Source organism: Nonomuraea sp. NPDC049480, assembly GCF_044465905.1.
Lineage (GTDB): Bacteria > Actinomycetota > Actinomycetes > Streptosporangiales > Streptosporangiaceae > Nonomuraea.
In genome coordinates this window covers 293722-313850 of record NZ_JBITMD010000001.1, presented here as the reverse complement: position 1 = coordinate 313850, position 20129 = coordinate 293722, and the positions used below count along the sequence as shown (strand labels likewise).

The 20129-nt window shown below is 71.1% G+C and carries 14 protein-coding genes; 7 read left to right on the top strand and 7 right to left on the bottom strand.

Translation table 11 applies throughout. The annotated features are described in order from the left end of the window. Positions 1-7: 7 nt before the first annotated feature. Positions 8-1255, bottom strand: coding sequence for an ABC transporter substrate-binding protein (locus tag ACIBX3_RS01475; RefSeq protein ID WP_397111906.1), 1248 nt, complete (start codon positions 1253-1255; stop codon positions 8-10). Positions 1256-1383: 128 nt separating this feature from the next. Here ACIBX3_RS01475 and ACIBX3_RS01470 point away from each other — a divergent pair, with 128 nt between their 5' ends. From ACIBX3_RS01470 to ACIBX3_RS01460, 3 genes are all read left to right on the top strand, one after another. Continuing rightward, on the top strand, positions 1384-1890 hold the full coding sequence (locus ACIBX3_RS01470; protein ID WP_397111904.1) for a PadR family transcriptional regulator: 507 nt from the start codon (positions 1384-1386) through the stop codon (positions 1888-1890). Next, positions 1887-2615 (top strand): ABC transporter ATP-binding protein, encoded by a 729-nt coding sequence (locus tag ACIBX3_RS01465; RefSeq protein ID WP_397111902.1) that lies wholly within the window; start codon positions 1887-1889, stop codon positions 2613-2615. Before ACIBX3_RS01470 ends, ACIBX3_RS01465 begins: the two co-directional genes overlap by 4 nt. 214 nt (positions 2616-2829) lie before the next feature. Beyond that, positions 2830-5100 carry an FtsX-like permease family protein gene (locus ACIBX3_RS01460; RefSeq protein WP_397111900.1) on the top strand — a complete coding sequence of 757 codons (2271 nt, stop codon included), beginning with the start codon at positions 2830-2832 and terminating at the stop codon, positions 5098-5100. Here the strand turns inward: ACIBX3_RS01460 and treS are convergent. Further along, entirely contained in the window at positions 5087-6778 is a 1692-nt protein-coding gene (gene treS, locus ACIBX3_RS01455; RefSeq protein WP_397111898.1) for a maltose alpha-D-glucosyltransferase, read from the bottom strand. The two genes, ACIBX3_RS01460 and treS, sit on opposite strands and share 14 nt — an antisense overlap. Positions 6779-7059: 281 nt before the next feature. Then, entirely contained in the window at positions 7060-8682 is a 1623-nt protein-coding gene (locus ACIBX3_RS01450; RefSeq protein WP_397111896.1) for an asparagine synthetase B family protein, read from the bottom strand. Positions 8683-8829: 147 nt separating this feature from the next. On the opposite strand from ACIBX3_RS01450, the gene ACIBX3_RS01445 reads away from it, so the two are divergent. The 4 genes from ACIBX3_RS01445 to ACIBX3_RS01430 all read left to right on the top strand — a co-directional run bounded on the left by ACIBX3_RS01445 (position 8830) and on the right by ACIBX3_RS01430 (position 14294). Beyond that, positions 8830-10677, top strand: coding sequence for a hypothetical protein (locus tag ACIBX3_RS01445; protein WP_397111895.1), 1848 nt, complete (start codon positions 8830-8832; stop codon positions 10675-10677). 199 nt (positions 10678-10876) lie between these two features. After that, the gene (locus tag ACIBX3_RS01440; RefSeq protein WP_397111893.1) at positions 10877-11500 is read left to right on the top strand and encodes an anticodon-binding protein; all 624 of its coding nucleotides are present in this window, start codon (positions 10877-10879) and stop codon (positions 11498-11500) included. A gap of 125 nt (positions 11501-11625) precedes the next feature. After that, positions 11626-13008 carry a diaminopimelate decarboxylase gene (lysA, locus tag ACIBX3_RS01435; RefSeq protein ID WP_397111892.1) on the top strand — a complete coding sequence of 461 codons (1383 nt, stop codon included), beginning with the start codon at positions 11626-11628 and terminating at the stop codon, positions 13006-13008. Continuing rightward, complete coding sequence (locus tag ACIBX3_RS01430) at positions 13005-14294, top strand: homoserine dehydrogenase (protein WP_397111890.1); 1290 nt, start codon at positions 13005-13007, stop codon at positions 14292-14294. Before lysA ends, ACIBX3_RS01430 begins: the two co-directional genes overlap by 4 nt. On the opposite strand, the gene ACIBX3_RS01425 is transcribed toward ACIBX3_RS01430, so the two are convergent. From ACIBX3_RS01425 to ACIBX3_RS01410, 4 genes are read right to left on the bottom strand one after another with little or no spacing between them, the layout of a single operon-like run. Next, a complete protein-coding gene (locus ACIBX3_RS01425; RefSeq protein ID WP_397111888.1) occupies positions 14291-15961 on the bottom strand; it encodes a glycosyltransferase in 1671 nt (556 codons plus the stop codon). The two genes, ACIBX3_RS01430 and ACIBX3_RS01425, sit on opposite strands and share 4 nt — an antisense overlap. An 8-nt stretch (positions 15962-15969) precedes the next feature. Further along, positions 15970-18123: a glycosyltransferase gene (locus tag ACIBX3_RS01420; RefSeq protein ID WP_397111887.1), complete on the bottom strand. Its 2154-nt coding sequence runs from the start codon at positions 18121-18123 to the stop codon at positions 15970-15972. Next, positions 18120-19637, bottom strand: a complete 1518-nt coding sequence (locus ACIBX3_RS01415) for a glycosyltransferase (RefSeq protein ID WP_397111885.1) — start codon at positions 19635-19637, stop codon at positions 18120-18122. The genes ACIBX3_RS01420 and ACIBX3_RS01415 overlap by 4 nt, the downstream gene beginning before the upstream one ends. Next, positions 19634-20071 carry a hypothetical protein gene (locus tag ACIBX3_RS01410; protein WP_397111883.1) on the bottom strand — a complete coding sequence of 146 codons (438 nt, stop codon included), beginning with the start codon at positions 20069-20071 and terminating at the stop codon, positions 19634-19636. Before ACIBX3_RS01410 ends, ACIBX3_RS01415 begins: the two co-directional genes overlap by 4 nt. Positions 20072-20129: the final 58 nt, after the last annotated feature.

Below are 20129 nucleotides of genomic sequence, written 5' to 3'. Positions count from 1 at the left end.
TGCTGCCTCACTGGGTTCTGATGATCTCTTCGAGTTCGGACTTCATGGAGGCCGCGACGTCGTCGGCGGACTCGGTGGTGGGGGTGCTCAGGGCCTTGGCGACCGAGCTGGCGATCACCAGGCTCAGCTGGTTGTAGTTGGCGCTCACCGGCCGTGCCTTGGCGGCGAGGATGCTCTCCTTGAGCACCGGCAGGTACGGGAAGCGCTTGATCAGGTCGGGATCGTCGTAGAGCTCGGTCCACACGGGCGGGAACGAGCCCTCGGTCAGGACCCGGCGCTCGTTCTCCAGGCTCGTGAAGTAGCGGATGAACTCCTGCGCCGTGTGCTGGTGCTTGGAGAAGGCGCTGATGGCCAGGTTGGCGCCGCCGAGCGTGCTGGACCCCGGGCCGTCGAGCCCGGGCAGCCGGGTCACCCCGAGCTTGTCGCCCAGCCTCGCCTTGGCGGGGCCGTAGGCGTGCGGCCAGTTGCGGGCGAAGGCCAGCCTGCCGTCCTGGAAGGCCAGGCGCGACTCCTCCTCCTTGAAGCTCAGCGACTCCTTGGGGATCCAGCCCTCGCGGAGCCCCCGCATCAGGAAGTCGAGCGCGATCGCGCCCTTGGCGGGGTCGAGCGTCACCTCCGTGCCGTCGTGGCCGAGGATCTGCCCTCCGGCCGACTGCACGGCTTCGGAGAAGTTCACCGTCAGCCCCTCGTAGGCGAGGAACTGCCCGGCATAGCCCTCTATGTTGTGCTTTTTCGTAATTTCTCGTGACTGGTCGCGAAGCTCCGCCCACGTCCTCGGCGGCTTCTTGACCAGGTCGGTCCGGTAGTAGAGCAGTCCCGCGTTGCTCGTGTACGGCACAGCCCAGAGCTTGCCCTTGTAGACCGCCGTTTCCACGACCGGCGGCAGGAACCTGTCGAGCGGGAACAACCCGCGTTCCAGGGGGATGATCCAGCCGTTCTCCGCGAACTCGGCGGTCCACACCACGTCGAGCCCCAGCACGTCGTACCGGCTGCTCTGGGCCTGGAGGTTGGCCACCATCTGCGCCCGCTGCTCGTCGGCGACCTCGGGCAGCTCCAGCAGCGTCACCTTCTCGGCCGGGTGGGCCTGGTTCCAGCGATCCAGCAGGGGTTGCAGGTACGCCGTGGTGTCGCGGCCGGTGGCGAACGTGATGGGCCCCGTGCCGCTCGTCCCGGTGTCGCCGCCGCCCTCTTCGCCCGTCGCCGCGCATCCGGCCGCCAGGAGGACGGCCAGCATGAGCGGGAGCGAGCGCAACACTCTGTTTCCTCCGATTTCAGAGTGGATACATACGTGTTAGGTAGATGCATTCATGTTATGCACACCTGTAATCTGAAGGTCAACGGATAACTGCGTAACGCATTCGTAACACGGTGGGGAGGTGAGGCGTGCGGCAGCACCTGCTGGCGCTCCTGGCGAAGGAGCCGGCGCACGGCTATGAGCTGAAACAGGCGCTCGAGCAGACCTTCGGCAATGCCTATCCCTCCCCGAACATCGGGCAGATCTACGTGACGCTGGGCCGGCTGGAGAAGGACGGCCTGGTCAGGGCCGTGGACGTCGAGCAGTCCAACCGGCCCAACAAGAAGGTCTACTACCTGACCGCCAAGGGCCGCGACGTGCTCACGACCTGGGTGGACGAGCCCACCGAGGGCCCCAGGGTGCGTGACGAGTTCTTCATGAAGCTCGTGCTCGCGCCGCTCACCGGCATCGCCGACCGGATGGCGCTGATCAACCGGCAGCGCCGCCATTACCTCGGGCTCATGAGCGACCTCAACGACCTCCTGTCCCGCACGCCGCCGGCCGACCGCGTGGCCATGCTGCTCATCGAGGGTGCCATGCTGCACCTGCAGGCCGATCTTGACTGGCTGGAGCGGTGCCAGGAGGATCTGGCATGACCTCAGTCGTGAAAACGGTCAATCTGGTCAAGATCTACCAGGATGGTGCGGTTCCCGTGCCCGCCGTGCGCGGGGTGGACCTGCAGGTCGAAGCGGGCGAGTTCGTGGCGATCATGGGGCCGTCCGGGTCGGGGAAGTCCACGCTGATCCACATGCTGGGCGGCCTCGACACCCGGACCAGCGGAGAGATCTGGCTCGACGGCAAGCGCGCCGACACGCTCTCGGAGAGCGCCTGGGCGGTGCTGCGGCGCAAGAAGGTCGGCTTCGTCTTCCAGTTCTTCAACCTCGTGGCCAACATGACCGTCGGCGACAACGTCGAACTGCCCGCGCTGCTGGCCGGGGCCTCGCCCAAGGTGGCCCGCGAGCGCAGGGAGAGCCTGCTGGCCGCGCTCAATCTCACCGACCGCGCCGACGCCGCGCCCGCCCAGCTGTCCGGCGGCGAGCAGCAGCGGGTCGCGCTGGCCAGGGCGCTGGCCAACCAGCCCAGCCTGCTGCTGGCCGACGAGCCGACGGGCAACCTCGACAGCCGCAACACACGCGACGTGCTGCGCCTGCTCGGCGACGTGCACAAGGAGGGCCAGACGATCGTCATGGTCACGCACGACGCCCGCGTGGCGAGCCTGGCCGACCGGTTGGTGTCGCTGTTCGACGGGGAAATCGTCGACGACGGCCGCATCGCGCGCCGCCGCAGCGGCACGGCGGGCGAGGTGATCGATCTCCGATGAGCCCCGCCCCGCCGCGCGCCCCCTGGCCCGGCCGGCGCCCCGTCGGCCGCGTACTTCGCAGGATCGTCTCTCCCATGGTCCCGTCGGTGACGGACCGGTGCAAAGTGCGACGAATGGGCAGGACGGCACCGATCATGCGGGCAACCCGGGGCGGCGGGCGCGTGGTCCGGGCCGGGGCAAGGAGCAGGGTTCGCAGCGGAGTGAGTGAGGAGCGGTGAGCGCCGCACTGGCGGGGAGCCGGTGGGTCAAGGCCGACCTGCGGGCCAGGAAGGGCCAGGCGGTGCTGACCGTGATGGCCGTGGCCGGGATCGTGGCCGCGCTGATCACGGCGGCGACCCTGCTCGAGGACGGCACCAACCCGTGGCGGAGCCTGTTCGCCCAGACCGACGGGGCCCACGTCTGGCTCTACACCGACGACAGCCCGCAGGCGGCCCTGGGCGGCATCGACGGCGTGACGCAGATCGCGGGCCCGTACCGGTCGGCGCCCGTGACGGTGGCGCAGGGCGGAAAGAAGGAGCCGGCGGCGCTTCGCGCGATGCCGGCCACGCCGCCTCAGGTGGCGCACCCGCTGGTGGCCGAGGGCAGATGGCTGGATCCGGCCCAGGCCGACGGGGTGGTCGTCGAGCGGTCGTTCGCGAACGCGCTGCGGCTCAGGGTGGGCGCGCCCTTCACGGTCATCTCGCTCATCGGCGAACGCCACACCCTGTACGTGCGCGGCATCGCCGACTCCGCCGAGCAGGGCTTCTACCCCCAGTGGACGCCGGGCCTGGCCTACGTGCTGCCGTCCATGCTGGACCGGATCGAGCCCATGCTCGGCCGCAGCGAGTGGGTGACCGGGCTGCGCCTGGCCGACCCCGACGCCACGCAGGTCGTCTCGCAGCGTGCGGTCGTCATGCTGGAGGACGAGCTGCAGCGGGTCTACACCTGGCGCGAGGTCAGCGCCGCCATGGAGCTGGACAACCGGCTGCTCGGCACACTGCTGGCGCTGTTCGGGGTGGTCGGGCTGGTGGCGGCCGCGCTCGCGCTGGCCAACGCGGCCGGCGGCCGCGTGCTCGGCCAGCTGCGCGACCTGGCCACGCTCAAGTCCATGGGCTTCACCAAGGGGCAGGTCGCGCTGCTGCTCCTGGTCGAGCACGGCGCACTGGGCCTGCTCGGCGTCGCGCTCGGCGCCATTGCCGGCTGGGGAGTGATGGCCCTGGTGCTCGGGGCGACCTCCGTGGCGCCGAGGCCGGTGCTGGCCATCATCGGCGGAACGGCGCTGGTCGTGCTGGCCGCCGTGGGGCTGCCGGCCTGGCGCGGCGGGCGCACGCCGCCGATTCCGGACGTGCCCGCCGCCCCGCCGCGCGGCCATCTGTCCAGGCTGGCCAGGCTCGCTCTGCTCGTACGCCTCCCGCCCGCCCTCGTCCTCGGCACCAGGGACGCCTTCACCAGGCGGGTCCCGGCGTTCCTGACGGCTTTCGGGCTGGCCGTGCCGATGATGATGATCACGATCGGGCTCGGCGTGTGGGCCACGCTGGACGACTTCGCCGACCATCCCGACCAGGTGGGCCAGCACGCGTCCCTCTACGTCAGGCAGGGCAAGCTGGAGGAGGCGGCCGACGCCAAGCGCATCGCCGAGCAGGACAAGGACGTGGCCGCGGTCTACCCGGGCACCGACGTCAACGCCCTGGCGCCGGGCGAGGCCCGCTCAGTGAGGGTGCGGGCGATCGGCAGCTCGACGGATCCGTACCCGTTCCCCGTGGTCGAGGGCCGCATGTACGCCCAGCAGGGCGAGGCCGTGGCCGGGCAGGGCCTGCTCGACCTGCTGGGCGTGAAGATCGGCGACCGGGTGCGGCTCACCGTGGGCGGCACGCCGCTGATCGTCAGGATCGTCGGCCGCACCGTCGAGCCCGACCTGGACGGCGAGGTGCTGTCGGTGGGGCTCGACAGCCTGGCGGCCAAGGACTCGACGCCGCCGGAGTTCTACGCGCTCGCCCTGAAGCCGGGCGCCGACCAGGCCGAGGTGCGGGGCCGGCTGCTGGCCGCGTCGGCCGAGAGCCTCGACGTGCAGGCCGCGGTCAACCCGGCCGACCGGCTCGCGATCATCAGGGTGGTGATCGTGGCGCTGATCGCCGTGCTGACGTTGATCGGCCTGGCCAACCTGCTCACCGCCAGCGCGCTCGGGCTGCGCGACCACGCCTTGGACCTGGCCGTGCTGAAGGCCATGGGGCTGACGCCGCGCCAGGTCATGGCCACGCTCGTGACGGGCACCGGCCTGCTGGTCGTGCTCGGCGTCGGCGCGGGCGCCGCGGCGGGCATGTCCGTGGTGACGGGGCTGATCGACCTGCAGGGCCACACGAGCGGCGTGGGGGCGGGCATCGGCCGCGCGCCCTCAGCCCTGACGCTGGCGGTCGCCGTGATGGCGGCCGTGGGCACGGCCCTCGCGGTCGCGCTCATTCCCGCGCGCCGGGCGGCCCGTGCCCAGGTGCCGGTCACGTCGCGCTGACGACCTCCGCGCGCTTGAGCGCGAACCAGTAGAAGCCGTGCGCGGGCAGCGTCAGCAAGTACGGCAGCTCGCCGATCGGCGGGAAGGGCACCCCGCCGCGCGCCTCGACCGGGATCAGCCCCTCGAACCTGCGCAGGTCCAGCTCGACCGGCTGCGGGAACTTCGACAGGTTGTTCACGCACAACATCACGTCGTCGCGGTCCTCGCGGACGAACGTGAGCACGGACGGGTTGGAGGACCACATTTCCGTGTACGCCCCGACGCCGAACACCGGGTGCTTGCGCCGGATCTCCAGCATCTTGCGGGTGAAGTGGAGCAGCGAGCCCTCGTGGCGCTGTTGCGCCTCCACGTTGACCGCCTGGTAGCCATAGATGGGATCCATGACGGCCGGCAGGTAGAGCCGCCCGGGGTCGGCCGTGGAGAAGCCGGCGTTGCGGTCGGGGCTCCACTGCATCGGCGTGCGGACCGCGTCGCGGTCCTCCAGCCAGATGTTGTCGCCCATGCCGATCTCGTCGCCGTAGTAGATGATCGGCGAGCCGGGCAGCGACAGCAGCAGCGCCGTGAACAGCTCGATCCGGTCCCTGTCGTTGTCCAGCAGCGGGGCCAGGCGCCGGCGGATGCCCAGGTAGGCGCGCATGCGCGGGTCCTTGGCGTACTCCTTGTGCATGTAGTCGCGCTCTTCCTCCGTCACCGTCTCGAGCGTGAGCTCGTCGTGGTTGCGCAGGAAGATGCCCCACTGGGCGTTCTCCGGCAGCTTCGGCGTGAGCGACATGATCTCGGAGATCGGCTCGCGGGTCTCCTTCTTCACCGCCATGTAGATGCGCGGCATGAGCGGGAAGTGGAAGGCCATGTGGCACTCGTCGCCGCCCGTGGTGGGGTCGCCGAAGTACTCCACGACGTCCTCCGGCCAGCCGTTGGCCTCGGCCAGCAGCACCCGGTCCGGGTAGAGGCGGTCCACCTCGGCGCGGATCTTCTTCAGGTACGAGTGCGTCTCCGGCAGCCCGGCGCACGCCGTGCCCTCCCGCTCGAACAGGTACGGGACCGCGTCCAGCCGGAACCCGTCGATGCCCAGGTCGAGCCAGAACCGCAGCACCTCCAGCATCGCTTCCTGGACCGCCGGGTTGTCATAGTTGAGGTCCGGCTGGTGGTGGAAGAAGCGGTGCCAGTAGTACTGCTTGCGCACCGGGTCGTAGGTCCAGTTGGACTCCTCGGCGCCGATGAAGATGATCGGCGCGTCGGGGTAGCCGCCGGGGTGGTCCGACCACACGTAGAAGTCGCCGTACGGCCCTTCGGGGTCGTGCCGGGAGGCCTGGAACCAGGGATGCCGGTCGCTGGTGTGGTTCATCACAAGGTCGGTGACGATGCGCAGGCCGCGTTCGTGGGCGGCCTCGATCAGCTGGACAAAATCCCCCAGATCACCAAAATCCGGCAGGATCTTCATGTAATCCGAAATGTCGTAGCCGCCATCGCGCAGCGGCGACTCGTAAAGCGGCAGCAGCCACAGGCAGTCGACGCCGAGCCACTCGAGATAGCCGAGCTTCTCGATAAGACCGCGCAGGTCGCCGGTGCCGTCGCCGTTGGAGTCCTTGAACCCCCGGACGAGAACCTCGTAGAACACCGCCCGCTTGTACCAGGCCGGATCCTCCGAGACGAACGCCTCGGAGATCGGCTCCGGCATTGGGGATGCGTTGATCATATTGTCGCTCACAGGAAGAGATGTGGGCAGGACGAAGTCACCGGTTGCCCCGGCGTTCTTTGCTGGTGACCGCGCCGCTTGGAGTCGTCATCCCTGCGAACTCCATGCCCTCGAACGAGACCGGATTTGTGATCCGGTGCCCGTTTGTGCGGCGCTTACGGGCCGAACACTACCAGCCCGTTGGCTTTCCGGAACCCGCTTCTGCTGTGCGAGGTTTAATACCCGCGAGATCCATATGTAATCGCCCTGTTACCGAGAGTTCATCAAAAAGGTGTCACGACGTCCGTGAGGTCGTTTTCGAAGTCACTCAGCCAGAGTCCGAAGAGTACCAATCCGCGCACCCAGAAGCGGTCATTCCAGCCGGTGAACCTGGTCAGCGCGTCGGGCCCGCCCGCGACCACCTCGTGCAGTTCCTCCGACAGCAGTCCAGGCACCCGGTTCACGACCGTCTCGAGCATGCTGTGCGCATAATTTCGGGCAGGCGCGGCCGTGGAACGCAGCGGCACCCGCTGGAGCGGCTGCTTGACGACATTCGTCGACGGGAGGGCGGCCACCCGGGGATTGGCCGCGTACAGCACCTCGCGGTAGAAGCGGCCCTTGTCCTTGCGTGCCACGCCGACCGACAGCGCGGCGTCGAAGAATTCGGGGTGGATGAACGGCGCCGCGAACGACGCCTCAGGGCCCACCAGGTTGACCGCGGAGCGCGCGATGCCCCGCACGGTCCTGGTGTGCAGCACCGACAGCGGCAGCTCGGCCCGGTGGCCGTGGAGCATGGAGGTGGCCGCGGCGAACTGCTCGCGTACGGTCTCCTCGATCCACTGGGCGGCGTTCTCGGACAGGAACGGCTGCGAGGGGGCGCCCAGCGACAGCGACCTCAGCACGGCCGCCGACCGTTCGGCCTGGGTCCTGGCCTCCAGCGCGGCGCCGCTGACCATGAAGTTCTTCAGCAGCGGCCCGCCGGCCAGCCCGTCGACGAGGATCCGGCCCGCGCCGTGCACCTCCTTGGCGAAGGGCGCGTACCAGGCGTGGTGCGGCGTCAGGTATTCGAGCCTGCGGGCGACCTCGGCCGCGTCCGCGGGGTAGTCGGCGGCGTCCTGGGTGACCACCCGGTGCGGGATGCCCAGCTCCTTGGTGATCGCCCGGGCGAAGACGATGTCGGTGTCGGTGCCGTCGTCCGGGCTCGTCGTCCACGACTCGACGTCCGCGCCGCGGGCCTTGGCCACGCCGGCCAGCAACCGCGAGTCGTAGCCGCCGCTGACCGGCACGAGCAGCTTGCGGCCGTCGTACTCCTCATAGACCTTGTGCAGCAGCTCGACGATCTCCTGAGGGCTGATCCACGCCTCGTAGGGCTCGGTGCGCAGCCAGCGCGGCAGCCGCCGCTCGGTGGCCATCCTGCCGTGCTCCCACACCAGCGCACTCGCCCCGGGCAGCCGCTTGACCTCGGTGTACGGGGTCGCCTCGCCCAGCGGGAACGTCACCTGGATGATCGAGGCCCACGCCGACCAGTCGATCGTGATCGGGACCAGGCTGAGCAGCGGCTGGATCAGCGACGAGAAGTAGACCGCGTCGCCCTGGCGCACGTAGTAGACGTCCACCAGCCCCAGCGCGCCCGTGTGCAGCGTGACCTTGCGGGCGTCGCCGATCAACCCGGGCGTCTCGTACGTCTCCGCGATCGTGATCCAGTCGTCGGCCGCCGGCGGCCTGCGCTCGCCCCAGGCGAACGCGTACGACTCCCCGGCCCGGTGATAGGGCGGCAGCGGCGTGGAACTGAACAGCGCGGCGTCGGCCGTCTGGAGGGCCGGACGCACGCGCGGGCCCGCGGCGGTGAGCTTGCCGAGTATGGCGGTATCGATCCGGCCGAGAGCGCCGCATACGTAGGGTCTCACGTTGAACTGCACCGGATCTCATCCCTTCGAGACGCTTCTGCAAAAGAGTATCCTTTGCCGGGCTGAGGGAGCGGATGGCCCGTGAGCGAGCGAAGCGAGTGAACAATTCGACACAGCGTCTCGACCCGGGCCGACGAAGGAGGCACGGTGTCGACAGAGCTGGAGAGCACGCGCAGGGCCTTGCGGGATGCGATCGCGCAGGCCGAGCGTGCGGCCGAACTGGCCAGGCTGCTGGACGCCGCCCAGGCGCGGCTGGCCGAGGCCGAGCGGAGCGTCGAGGAGTCCAAGGTCCTGGCCGAGCGGCTGAGCGAGGCCGAGGAGCGGCTCGCGGCCGAGCAGGCCGCCGCGGACAAGCTGCGCAAGGAGCTGGCCGAGCAGAGTTTCCAGGCCGAGGTGGCCCAATGGAAGCTGTCCTCGATCAAGGTGGCCCGCTGGAACCGCCTCGGCGACGCCATCAAGAGCGGCAAGAGCAACCCGGTGCGGCTCGCCAAGGGCCTCCGGGGCGCCGCCAAGCCGGTCAAACGGCCCACAGCGCCCAAGCGCAAGCCCGTGGCCACGGCCGCGGCCGCCAAGGAAGAGCGGCCGGGAGCCGCCTTCCAGGCCACGTCCTCGACCAGGACGCTCGGGGGCGCGTCGTTCAAGCTGAAGCCGTTCCGGGTGCCGACCGGCCCCAACACCCGGCCGCACCTGACGGCGGCCGTGATCGCCGACCCGCACGCCGAGGCGCTGCTGCGGTACGAGTGGCGGCAGACGACCGGCTTCACGCCGCGCGACTTCGCCCGGGTGCTCCCGCTCGAGATGCCCCACCTGCTCGTCGTCGAATCGGTCACGAAGGGGCCCTGGGCCGGGGAGATCACCGGAGAGCCCGGCGAGGGGATCAGGGCGCTGCTGGCCTGGTGCGCCGAGCGCGGCATCCGCACCGTGTTCTGGCACACGCAGGGCGAGGTGGACGCGTACGCCGCCACGGCCCAGCTGTTCGATCACCGGTTCACGAACGACCTGTCGGTGGCCTGGCCGCGGCTGCAGTTCGGGGTCCAGCCGCGGGTGCACAACCCGCTGCCGCTCGCGGGCGGCCGCATCGACCGGGTGCTCACGCTCGACCAGCTCCTGCCCGAGCACCTGTCGTACCCCGACGTGCTGACCTCCTACCGCTGGCCGTCCGCGGCCGACTGCCCGCCGGGCACCCCGCAGTGGCGGCTGGCCGAGATCGCCGCCTGCGGCACGCCCATCGGCGCGGAGCCGGACGGGCGGCGGGCGCACGTGGCGCTGCGGCGGGCGTACCAAATGGGCACGATGACCGAGCGGATCGACGAGATGCTCGACGCGATCGGCCTGCCCAGCGCCCGCGCCACCCTCAACACCTCCGTGCTGCTGCCGATCATGGACCCGTACCTGATGGAGCACGGGCTGGCGCAGGTCGCCAAGCAGTCGGGCGTGGTCCAGGTGATCGTCATCGGCCCGCCGGAGGCGGAGCTGCGCGCCCGCGACATGCTGCCCGGCATGGAGGTCCTCTACCGCCGCCCGCAGCCCTCGATGACCGAGGGCGCGATGCTCAACGCCGGGCTCGACCTGTGCGAGGCGGACCTGGTGGCGGTCATGGACCCGCGCGACGTGTACGGCCCGCACTACCTGTCCGACCTGCGCCGGGCCTTCCTGTTCAGCACCGCCGACATCGTCGGCAAGGCCGCCTTCTACGCCCACCTGCGCAAGCCCCAGGCCACGCTGCTCGAGCAGCCCGACGCCGAGTACTCCTACATCCCGGAGATCGCCGGCGCGACCCTCCTGGCTCGCAGGAACGCGCTGCGCGAGCTGGGCTTCGCCGACCTCACCGACGACTGGGACGAGGTCATGATGCGGCAGTGCCGTACGGACGGGATCAAGGTGTTCTCGGCGGACCGGTTCGGGTACGTACGGGTGCGCGACGAGGACCGCTGGCTGCTGGGCGCGGCCCAGCTGGTCGAATACGGCTCCGCCGAACCGCACGCGCTCATCTGAGCCGGATCGCCGATGCCCGCGGCCAGGCAGAGCAGCAGCGTCTCTGATCGGCCTGGCGATCCTGAGGAATCTCCAGGAACAGTGCACGGCGAAGTGCCGGCATGCACCGATCGTCTCCGTGTCCGGGTGCCGGTGGACAAATCACGCGATCACTGACAGTCACTGATGAAGGAAAGGAGCCTGGCATAGGCTCGTCGCCATGACGCTCCAGGAGTTGACGGAGGCGCTGGGGGAGCCACCCGTGCCCGAGGGGACCTGGGAGCGGGAGGCGGCGTACGTCTCCGCGGCTGCCCTGCGGCGGCGGGTGCCCGCGGACGGGCTCGCCGGGCGGATGCGGGAGCTGCCCGGCGTGGGCGAGGTCGCGGTGCTGCCGAACGGGTTCCTGCGCATCGTCGTGCCGGTGCCCGGTGAGCTGCTGGAGTCCATGGAGCCGGTGGAGATCCCGGAGCCCGGGTGGACGGATTTTCCCCGCACGTGGGACAACCCTGGATTTGTCGTTAGATATGGGCATGTGCGGGCCTGCGCCGTGCGGCGGTGGGCCAGGGAGCTGGGGGTGCCGGAGCGAGGGTTCCGGCCCGAAACCCTCGACGACCCCCATGACCGGCGAGTGCTGCGGGTGCTGGCCGAACTGCCCGGGCGAGTGATCAGCCGGGATCCCGGCTGGGAGAGGTACCTCGTGCGGCTCGCGCTCGCCTACCACGACGCGCACGAGCACGCGCCCGCCGTGCCCCGCGGGGACCAGGAGGCCGGGCCGGTGCACACGGCACGGGTGCGGTTGGCGCTGGCGGTGGCGGCGGTGTTGATGGGACCAGAACGGTTGTAACCGAATCGCAAAATATCCGGCCAAAAGGCGAAAAATCGTAAAAATATCCCTTCTGGACCTTGATCGCGTCTCGATACGTGGGCAGCCGGTCATGGCGGAGTTGCGGTTCCGATAGCCTCGATCGGGTGAGTCGATTCGTCCATCCCGCCGGGGACCGGCACGCCGAGATGCTGCCCCACGAGCGCCCTCCGCAGGCGCCTGACGACCTCAACCGGATCAATCCCGCGATCTGGCCCCGAACGTCGGCCCGGACCGATGGCGCGCTCACGGTCGGCGGCGTGGACGTCCGCGATCTGGCCCGCGACCACGGCACCCCGCTCTATGTCCTCGACGAGGACGACGTGCGCTCGCGCATGCGCGACTACGCCACCGCGTTCGCCGGCTCCGACGTGCATTACGCCGGCAAGGCGTTCCTGTGCAAGGAGATCGTCCGCTGGCTGAAGGACGAGGGCCTCGGGCTCGACGTGGCCAGCGGCGGTGAGCTGGCGGTCGCGCTCAGCGTCGGCTTCCCGCCCGAGCGCATCACGATGCACGGCAACAACAAGTCCGTCGCCGAGCTGTCCAGGGCGCTGGAGGCCGGGGTCGGGCACATCGTGGTCGACTCCTACGAGGAGATCGCCAGGCTCGGCTACCTCGCCGAGCAGCAGGGCAAGCGGCCCAAGGTGATGATCCGGGTGACCACCGGGGTCGAGGCGCACACGCACGAGTTCATCGCCACGGCGCACGACGACCAGAAGTTCGGCCTGTCGCTCAGCACCGGGGCGGCGGCCGAGGCGGTGCGCCGCATCCTCGCCCTCCCGCAGCTGGAGCTCGTCGGCCTGCACTCGCACATCGGGTCCCAGATCGTCGACACGGCCGGGTTCGAGGTGGCCGCGCGGCGCCTGGCCACGCTGCTCGTGCAGATCAAGGACGAGCACGGCGTCGTGCTGCCCGAGCTGGACCTGGGCGGCGGCTACGGCATCGCGTACATCGAGGGCGACGAGGCCCCCGACATCAAGGAGCTGGCCGACGGGCTGCGCGAGATCGTCACCAAGGTGTGCGTGGGCGCCGGCCTGCCCGTGCCCCGGCTCACCGTCGAGCCGGGCCGGACCATCGTCGGGCCGGGCGGCATCACGCTGTACGAGGTCGGCACGGTCAAGGACGTCGAGGGGCTGCGGACCTACGTCAGCGTCGACGGCGGCATGAGCGACAACGTCCGCACGGCACTCTACGGCGCCGAATACACCACCATGCTGGCCAGCCGCGAGAGCACCGCCGAGCCCGTGCTCAGCCGCCTGGTCGGCAAGCACTGCGAGAGCGGCGACATCATCGTGCGCGACTGCCACTTCCCCGCCGACCTGGCGCCGGGTGACCTGGTCGCCGTGGCCGCGACCGGCGCCTACTGCCGCTCGCTGGCCAGCAACTACAACTACCTGCCCAAGCCCGCCGTGGTCGCCGTCTCGCGCGGCGCCGCCCGGGTGATCGTACGGGGCGAGACCGAGGACGACCTGTTGAGGGGACAGCTGTGAAACCGCTGAAAGTGGCGCTGCTCGGCTGCGGGGTCGTCGGCTCGCAGGTCATCAGGCTCATGCACGAGCAGGCCGGCGACCTGGCCGCCCGCATCGGGGCCCCGCTGGAGCTGGCCGGGGTCGCCGTGCGCCGCATGGGCCGCAAGCGCGACATCGACGTGGACCCGGCGCTGCTCACCACCGACGCCGAGTCGCTGGTCGCCCGCGACGACGTCGACATCGTGATCGAGGTCATCGGCGGCATCGAGCCCGCCCGCACGCTGATCGTCTCCGCTCTGTCCAAGGGCAAGTCCGTGGTCACCGCCAACAAGGCGCTGCTGGCCGAGGACGGCGCCACCCTGCACGAGGCCGCCAGGGCCGGTGACGGCGACCTCTACTTCGAGGCCAGCGTCGCCGGAGCCATCCCGCTGCTGCGGCCGCTGCGCGAGTCACTGGCCGGCGACCACGTCAAACGGGTGCTGGGCATCGTCAACGGCACCACCAACTACATCCTCGACAAGATGGACACCACGGGCGCGTCCTTCACCGACGCCCTGGAGGAGGCCCAGACCCTGGGCTACGCGGAGGCGGACCCGACGGCCGACGTCGAGGGCTTCGACGCCGCCGCCAAGGCCGCCATCCTCGCCGGACTCGCCTTCCACAGCCGCGTCACGGCCGCCGACGTGCACCGTGAGGGCATCACCGAGATCACCGCCACCGACGTGGCCTCCGCCAAGGCCATGGGCTACGTCATCAAGCTGCTGGCCATCTGCGCCCGTTCCGACGACGGCCGCTCGGTCGGGGTGCGCGTGCACCCGGCCATGATCCCGCGGACGCATCCGCTGGCGGGGGTGCGGGAGGCGTACAACGCGGTCTTCGTGGAGGCGGAGTCGGCGGGGCAGCTGATGTTCTACGGCAAGGGGGCCGGCGGGGCGCCCACGGCCTCGGCCGTGCTCGGGGACCTGGTGGCCGTGGCCCGCAACCGCCTGGCGGGCACCCACGGCCCGGAGGAGTCGACGTACGCGGACCTGGCCGTGCACCCCATGGGTGAGACCGTCACGCGCTGCCACGTGGCGCTGGACGTCGCTGACAAGCCGGGCGTGCTGGCCCGCGTGGCGGAGCTGTTCGCCAAGCACGACGTGTCGATCCAGACCGTGCGCCAGGAGGGGCACGGGGACGACGCCCAGCTCGTCATCGTCACCCACCGCGCCACCGACGCCGCCCTGTCGGCGACGATGGAGGGCCTGCGGGAGCTGGACATCGTCCGCGCGGTGGCCAGCGTGATGCGCGTGGAGGGCGACGACTAGCGGTCCGGGAAGGCGATGTCGCGGACGCGGCGGACGGCTCTTTTCAGCACGGTGCGGTCCTGGGCGCGGGCGAGGCGGACGGCCTCCCTGCGCCAGGCCTCGGCCTTCTCGCGCCAGCGGGCCGCGTCCCTGCTGTTCTTGCCGGCCTCCCGCTTCATCTGCGCGATCTCGGCGCGGAGGGCGGCCACGCGCTTGCGGTAGAGGGCGATCTCCTTCTCGTGCCTGGCCGTGAGCCGGGCGAGCTCCGAGACCGGCCGTTTGCGTGGCGGGTAGACGGCCGGGCGGCGTTTGAAGCCCAGCGTCTCGCCGTCTGCCCATTCCAGGCCGAAGAGAGCGTCGATGAGGTCGTCCCGGTCGTCCTCGGGGGTGGCGACCAGGGCGGCCCTGGAGAGGGCGGCCGTGCGGTCCAGGCGGGCCACCGTCACGCCCTGCCGGCTCTCCTCCAGGGCGACGCAGAGGGTGCCGGTGTCGTGCTCCTCCATGTACGCGATCAGGTTCTCCAGCGTGTCCTTCGACGGGACCCAGCCAGGGGGCACCTGGAGGCGGAACGGGGATCCCGCGGGAGCTTCGCCCACCGCGAGGCGGACGCGTGGATCGTGCTCGAACGTGGCGTGGATGAGACGCAGGTCGAGGTCCGGGTCGCCGAGCGGGGAACGACGGCCGGCGGGCAGCGCGTCCCAGGGGCCGGGCACCGTGACCCGGACGTCCGGGATCGAGCTCGCCAGCAGGCCGTCGACGGTCGCCCGGACGTCCTCGTACGAGCCCGGTGGCACCACCGCGTCCACGTACGGCACCAGCCATTGACGGCCCGGGTCCGTGCGCAGGTAGCGGCGGTAGGGGACGCGGTCGGCGACGTACGGGTCGTTGTAGCGCTTCAGCGCCGCGAAGTCGCGCATCGCCGTCGGGAGGCCGATGTGCCACGCGCGGGACTCCGGATCCGGGACGAACACCGCCCCGGCCTGGGTCAGCCGGTAGCCCAGCTCCGTGTCCTCCGCCAGCACGAGCGAGGTGTCCATGCCGCCGATCGACCGCAGCAGCGCGGCCGGGTACGACACCGTGGCCCCCACGTGGATGCGGGTCGCCAGCGAGCTGGGGGCGCCGCGCAGGCCGTCGTGGTCCAGGATGATCTTCTCGGCCCAGTCGTGCCGCTCGGGGGCGAGAGGGAAGAGAGCGTGCTCCGCGCCCGACTCCACGGCCTCGCGCACCTGCTCGGGCGAGGGGAGCGCGTCGGGCGCGGTGAAGTCGATCCAGCCCAGCGCCACCACGTACGGCGCCAGGTGGTGCCAGCGCAGCTGGGCCTCCACGTGACGCCGGTGCGGCACCATGTCGGCGTCCAGCACGAACACCACCTCGCCGGTGGCGGCGTCCAGTCCCGCCTGCACCGCCCACGCCCGGCCCCAGCCGCCCGGCGGGCTGGAGATCAGCTTGGTCTTGGCCGGGGCGAGGCCGGGGACGCGCAGCGGGGTGGAGCTGCCGTCGTCCACCACGATCACGTCGAGGAGGTGCTCCGGGTAGCTCTGGGCCGAGAGGGCGGCCAGGGTCAGGTCCAAGGTCTCCTGGCGGTCGTGGGCCGGGATGACGACCGTGACCGTCAATGTGGGCTCCCACGCTCCCAGCGCGGGCGGGGTGAGCACGCCGAAGTCGTTGTGCGGAATCCGAGGGATCATGGACGGGTTCATCGAATGGGGCTCCCGTCCAGCTCCATGAGGGCGTTCGGACGGAAGCCGCGCCACTGACGCCGGTTGCGCTGCAGGAACGTGCCGATCGGCTCCTGCCACGTGTGGTTGGCCGCCGGGCCCCTGCGCAGGATGTACCCCAGGCCGTGGGTGCGGTAGATCTGCCCGCCCGCCGCCTGCAGGGCCTCCTGGAACTGGGTGTCCACCGAGCGCCGCAACGGCCGGAACCCGCCGACCGCCTGGAACGCCGACCGCTCCACCAGGATCGTCCCGCCGGCGACGAAGCTGGTGATCTGCTCGGTGATCTGCTTGCGGTGCACGGTGACGTCGATGGAGGACAGGTAGACGAACTCCGGCACCGTGCCGACCACCTGGGCCCCCGAGTACGAATGCGCCAGCAGCAGATCCGACAGGAAGTCGGGGCCGTACCAGTCGTCGTCGTCCATCTTCAGCAGGAACGAGCCCGACGCCCTGGCGGCCGCCTCGTTCAGCACCTCGCCGAACACGGCCTGATGGTCGGCCTCGTACACGGTCAGCGGGCACCCGAACGCCGCGATCGCGGCCGCCACGTCGGGATGGCCCTTCGGCACGCCGTGCAGGGCGAGGATCACCTCGAGCTGGACGTCGCGCTGGCGGGCGATCTGGTCGAGGGCGAAGGCCACCATGTCGGTGCGGCGGGTGGCCAGCAGGACCGACGTGAGCGGGGGAGCGGGAGCGGGCGCGCCGAGCTGCTCCCACCTGGCCGCGACCCCGTGGGTACGCAGGGCCGCGCGGCGCAGGCGGATGCTGTGCTCCTCACGCCGCAGCTCGTCCGTCAGGTCCGGGCGGCGCTCGATGAGCTCGACGAGGTCTTTCCCGAGGGCGCCCGCCCAGCGCGGCACCGCGTCCGCCGCCAGGGGCACCCCGGCGGCGGCCAGCCCGGCCAGGACCCGTACCGCCGCGAGCGGGCCGCTGTGCGCGTGCCGCCAGTCCACCTCGACGCCGCGGATCTGCCGCAACCGGGACACGTCTGCGTCGGTGACCCCGCCCGACTCCGCGAACGTCGTCACGACCTTTCCCTCCAGCACCACCGACCACCGACCGTCCCGCTCGGCCAGCGACGCCATGCCGCGGGACGGGGTGGTCACGAAACCCATGGGGTTGACCAGGCGTTCGTCCACGGGGGGGATCATCGACGGCTCGCCGAGCACGTCGGGATCGGCCAGCGGCGAGTGCGCCATCCCGGGCCGGCCGAGCCGCTCCCAGCTCACCGCCTGAATGGTCGGCCGCTCGATGGGCGTTTGGTCCCCGGCCCACTCAGCCACGCCCCCTTCGCCGCCCTGCCGGTCTGCGGGCTCGCCCCGCATGCCGTCGCCGTGCGTGCTGTCGTCTTGCGCGGCCGGAGCCGCATCCCTGGCGCTCGTCGCGTCATCGTGCGAGCTGGGACCCTGTGCGCCGGCGGTCGGTGCGGTGGTGACCGGTCGCTCGGTGGGCGAGCCGTTGGCCGGCGAGTCCTGGGCTCGGTCGGGGTAGGCGCTGGTGCGCAGGACCATGTCGCTGCCGGGCGCGCCGACGCGCTCGGGGACGGGGCCCGTGACGTCGGCGGGCGTCGCGTTCGGGTCGCCCGGGCGCCAGTCGGCCGCGCCGACGCCCGCGATCGCGGCCGCGGGCGCGGTGATCACGTCCAGTCGATGTCCGGCGAACGCCCGAGCCGTGGCCGTCACCGTGCGGCCGGAGGGCGTGGACGCCGAGAAGCGGGCGTCCACCACCCAGACCCGGTTCTTGGGCTGGTACACCCGCAGATCCGTCAGCGACCGCCACCGATGCGCGGGCGTCGGCGTGGGAACGGGCGCCGGATGGGCGGCAGGCGTGTCGAGCACGGCCACCACCACCCGCTCGGCCTGCGGCAACAGCTTGTGCAGGGTGGCGATCCGCCGCAGGTCGGACGGCGTCTTGGCCAGCACCAGGACTTCCCGCACCTGCTCGGGATCGGCGACCGGCTCCAGGAGATCGCGATCGAGATCGACGACCTTGTCCCGCATGTCCAGGCCGGTCCCGTCGCCCGAGCCCGGGCCGCCCCCACAACCCGCCGCGGCGTAGATCGGCTCGACGTCGTCGATCCCGGCGAAGAACACGCGAGACCCGCGCAGCTCCGCCAGCAGTTCCCGGATCACCCGGCGCTCCGCAGGTGCCTGATCAGCGAGCGCAACGGCCCGCGCCCGCCGCTCTCCGTGGGCGGCTCGGCCGCCGCCGACAGCCGTTCGACCTCGGCCTTCAGCTGTTCCACCGTGCTCCGCAGCTCCTTGATCTCACCCAGCCGCTGTCCCGCCATCGCCCGCCACTTCGCCGCGTCGCCGGTCAGCGGCTCGGCCTCCTCGGCCGGTGCGAAGCCGTACTCGTTCCCGCTGACCCATTCGGACCCGTACATCTCATCAACCAGGTCGTCGGCCGCGCCCTCGAAGAGGGCGGCGCGGGAGAAGGCGGCCGTGCGTTCCAGCCGCGCGGCCACGACCCCGTCCGAGCCTTCCGTCAAGGCCACGCTCACCAGCCCGAGCAGGTCCTTGCCTGCGTGCCGGACGAGCGCGGCGAGCGTGTCGGCGCCCAGCACCCAGCCGGTGGGGAGGTGCAGCTGGAAGGGAGAGGGGGCGGCGGAGCCGGGTACGCTCTCCGCGAACGCGACCCGCGGCTCGTGAGCGTAGAGATTGTGAAGAAGGCGCAGGTCCAGCAGGGGATCGTCGAGGTTGGAGCGGCGTTCGCCGGTCAGCTTGCCCCAGGGGCCGACGAGCGTGACGGCGGCGTCCGTGAGGGTCCCGGCGAGCGCCGAGTCCACGCTGGCCCGCGTCTGCTCGTACGTCGTGGCCGTCACGACCACCCGCAGGTACGGCACGAGCCAGTGCCGCCGCGGGTGGTTGCGCAGCCAGCGCAGGTCGGGGATCAGGTCGCCCAGATAGGACCAGTTGTGCCGGTGCACCTCCTTCTCCCGCAACATCACGGTGGAGGGCCCGACGTGCCACGCCCTGGCCTCGGCGTCGGGGATGAACACCGCCCCGGCCTGCGACAGGCGGTATCCCAGCTCGGTGTCCTCGGCCATGTTCAGCGCGGCGTCCACGCCCCCGGCCGCGCGCAGCAGCTCGGCCCGCACGGACGTCGACGCGCCCGTGTGCAGCAGGTACGCGGAGGCCCCGGCGTCCTTGAGCCGCCTGGTCGACTCCAGCGTCTTCGTCGTGTACTCGGACTGGACGCCCTCCTCGCCCGGCGCCTCCACGAACCGCGTCTCGCCGATCACCACGGCGTAGTCGACAAGGTGGTGCCAGCGCATGTGCGCCTCGAGGTGGTCCTCGGCCAGCAGCATGTCGGAGTCCAGCCAGTGGATCACCGCGCCGGAGGCCGCCAGCTGCCCGGCCTGCCTGGCCGCGCCGCGCCCCCATCCTCCGGTCACCCGTACGATCCGGGCGCCCGGCACGTCCAGAGGCGCGAGCTCCGGCTCGCTGCCGTCGTCCGCGACGATCACCTCGACGAGCTCGGCCGGGTACGTCTGCCGCGCCAGCCCCGCGAGCGTGCGCTCCAGCGCCTCCGCGCAGTTGTACGCGGGAATGACCACGGACACGGTCAGCGAGGGCTCCCAGGCCCCGATCGCGGGCGGCCGCAGCACGCCGTAGTCGTTGTGCCTGATCCGCGCGCCCGTCACACCGCGTCCCTGGCCAGCGCGCGAACCTCCGCGCGCAGTTCCTCCACCTCGCGCGCCCGGGCCATGGCGTTGACCCGGTCCTCTCCGAGTGAGGCCAGGATCGCGCCGAGGTCGTCGGCCCGCCGCGCCGCGGAGTCCTCCACGGCCTGGACCAGCAGGTCGAGCCTGGTCTCGATGTTCTTGAGCGCCGTGGTGGTGCGGACGAGCTCGGTCTCGTACTTCTTGATCCGCTGGTCGATGCGGTGGGCCTTGCCGTCGAGGCGGCGCACGATGAGCACGAGGAAGGCGAGGGCCGCCAGGGCGACCAGGAACGCCACTGTGGCCGCCGCCGCGCCGAGAGTGATCAGGCCGGCGAGTACGAGGACCACGAGCACACCGGCGACCACGGCCGAGAGGAGTGCGCCGGTCGCTGCCAGTCGGCGGGGCGAGAGCATCCGCGCATACCTTTCGTAGATCACGCCTTGTTGGGCATTGGAGGCGTCATGGACAAGT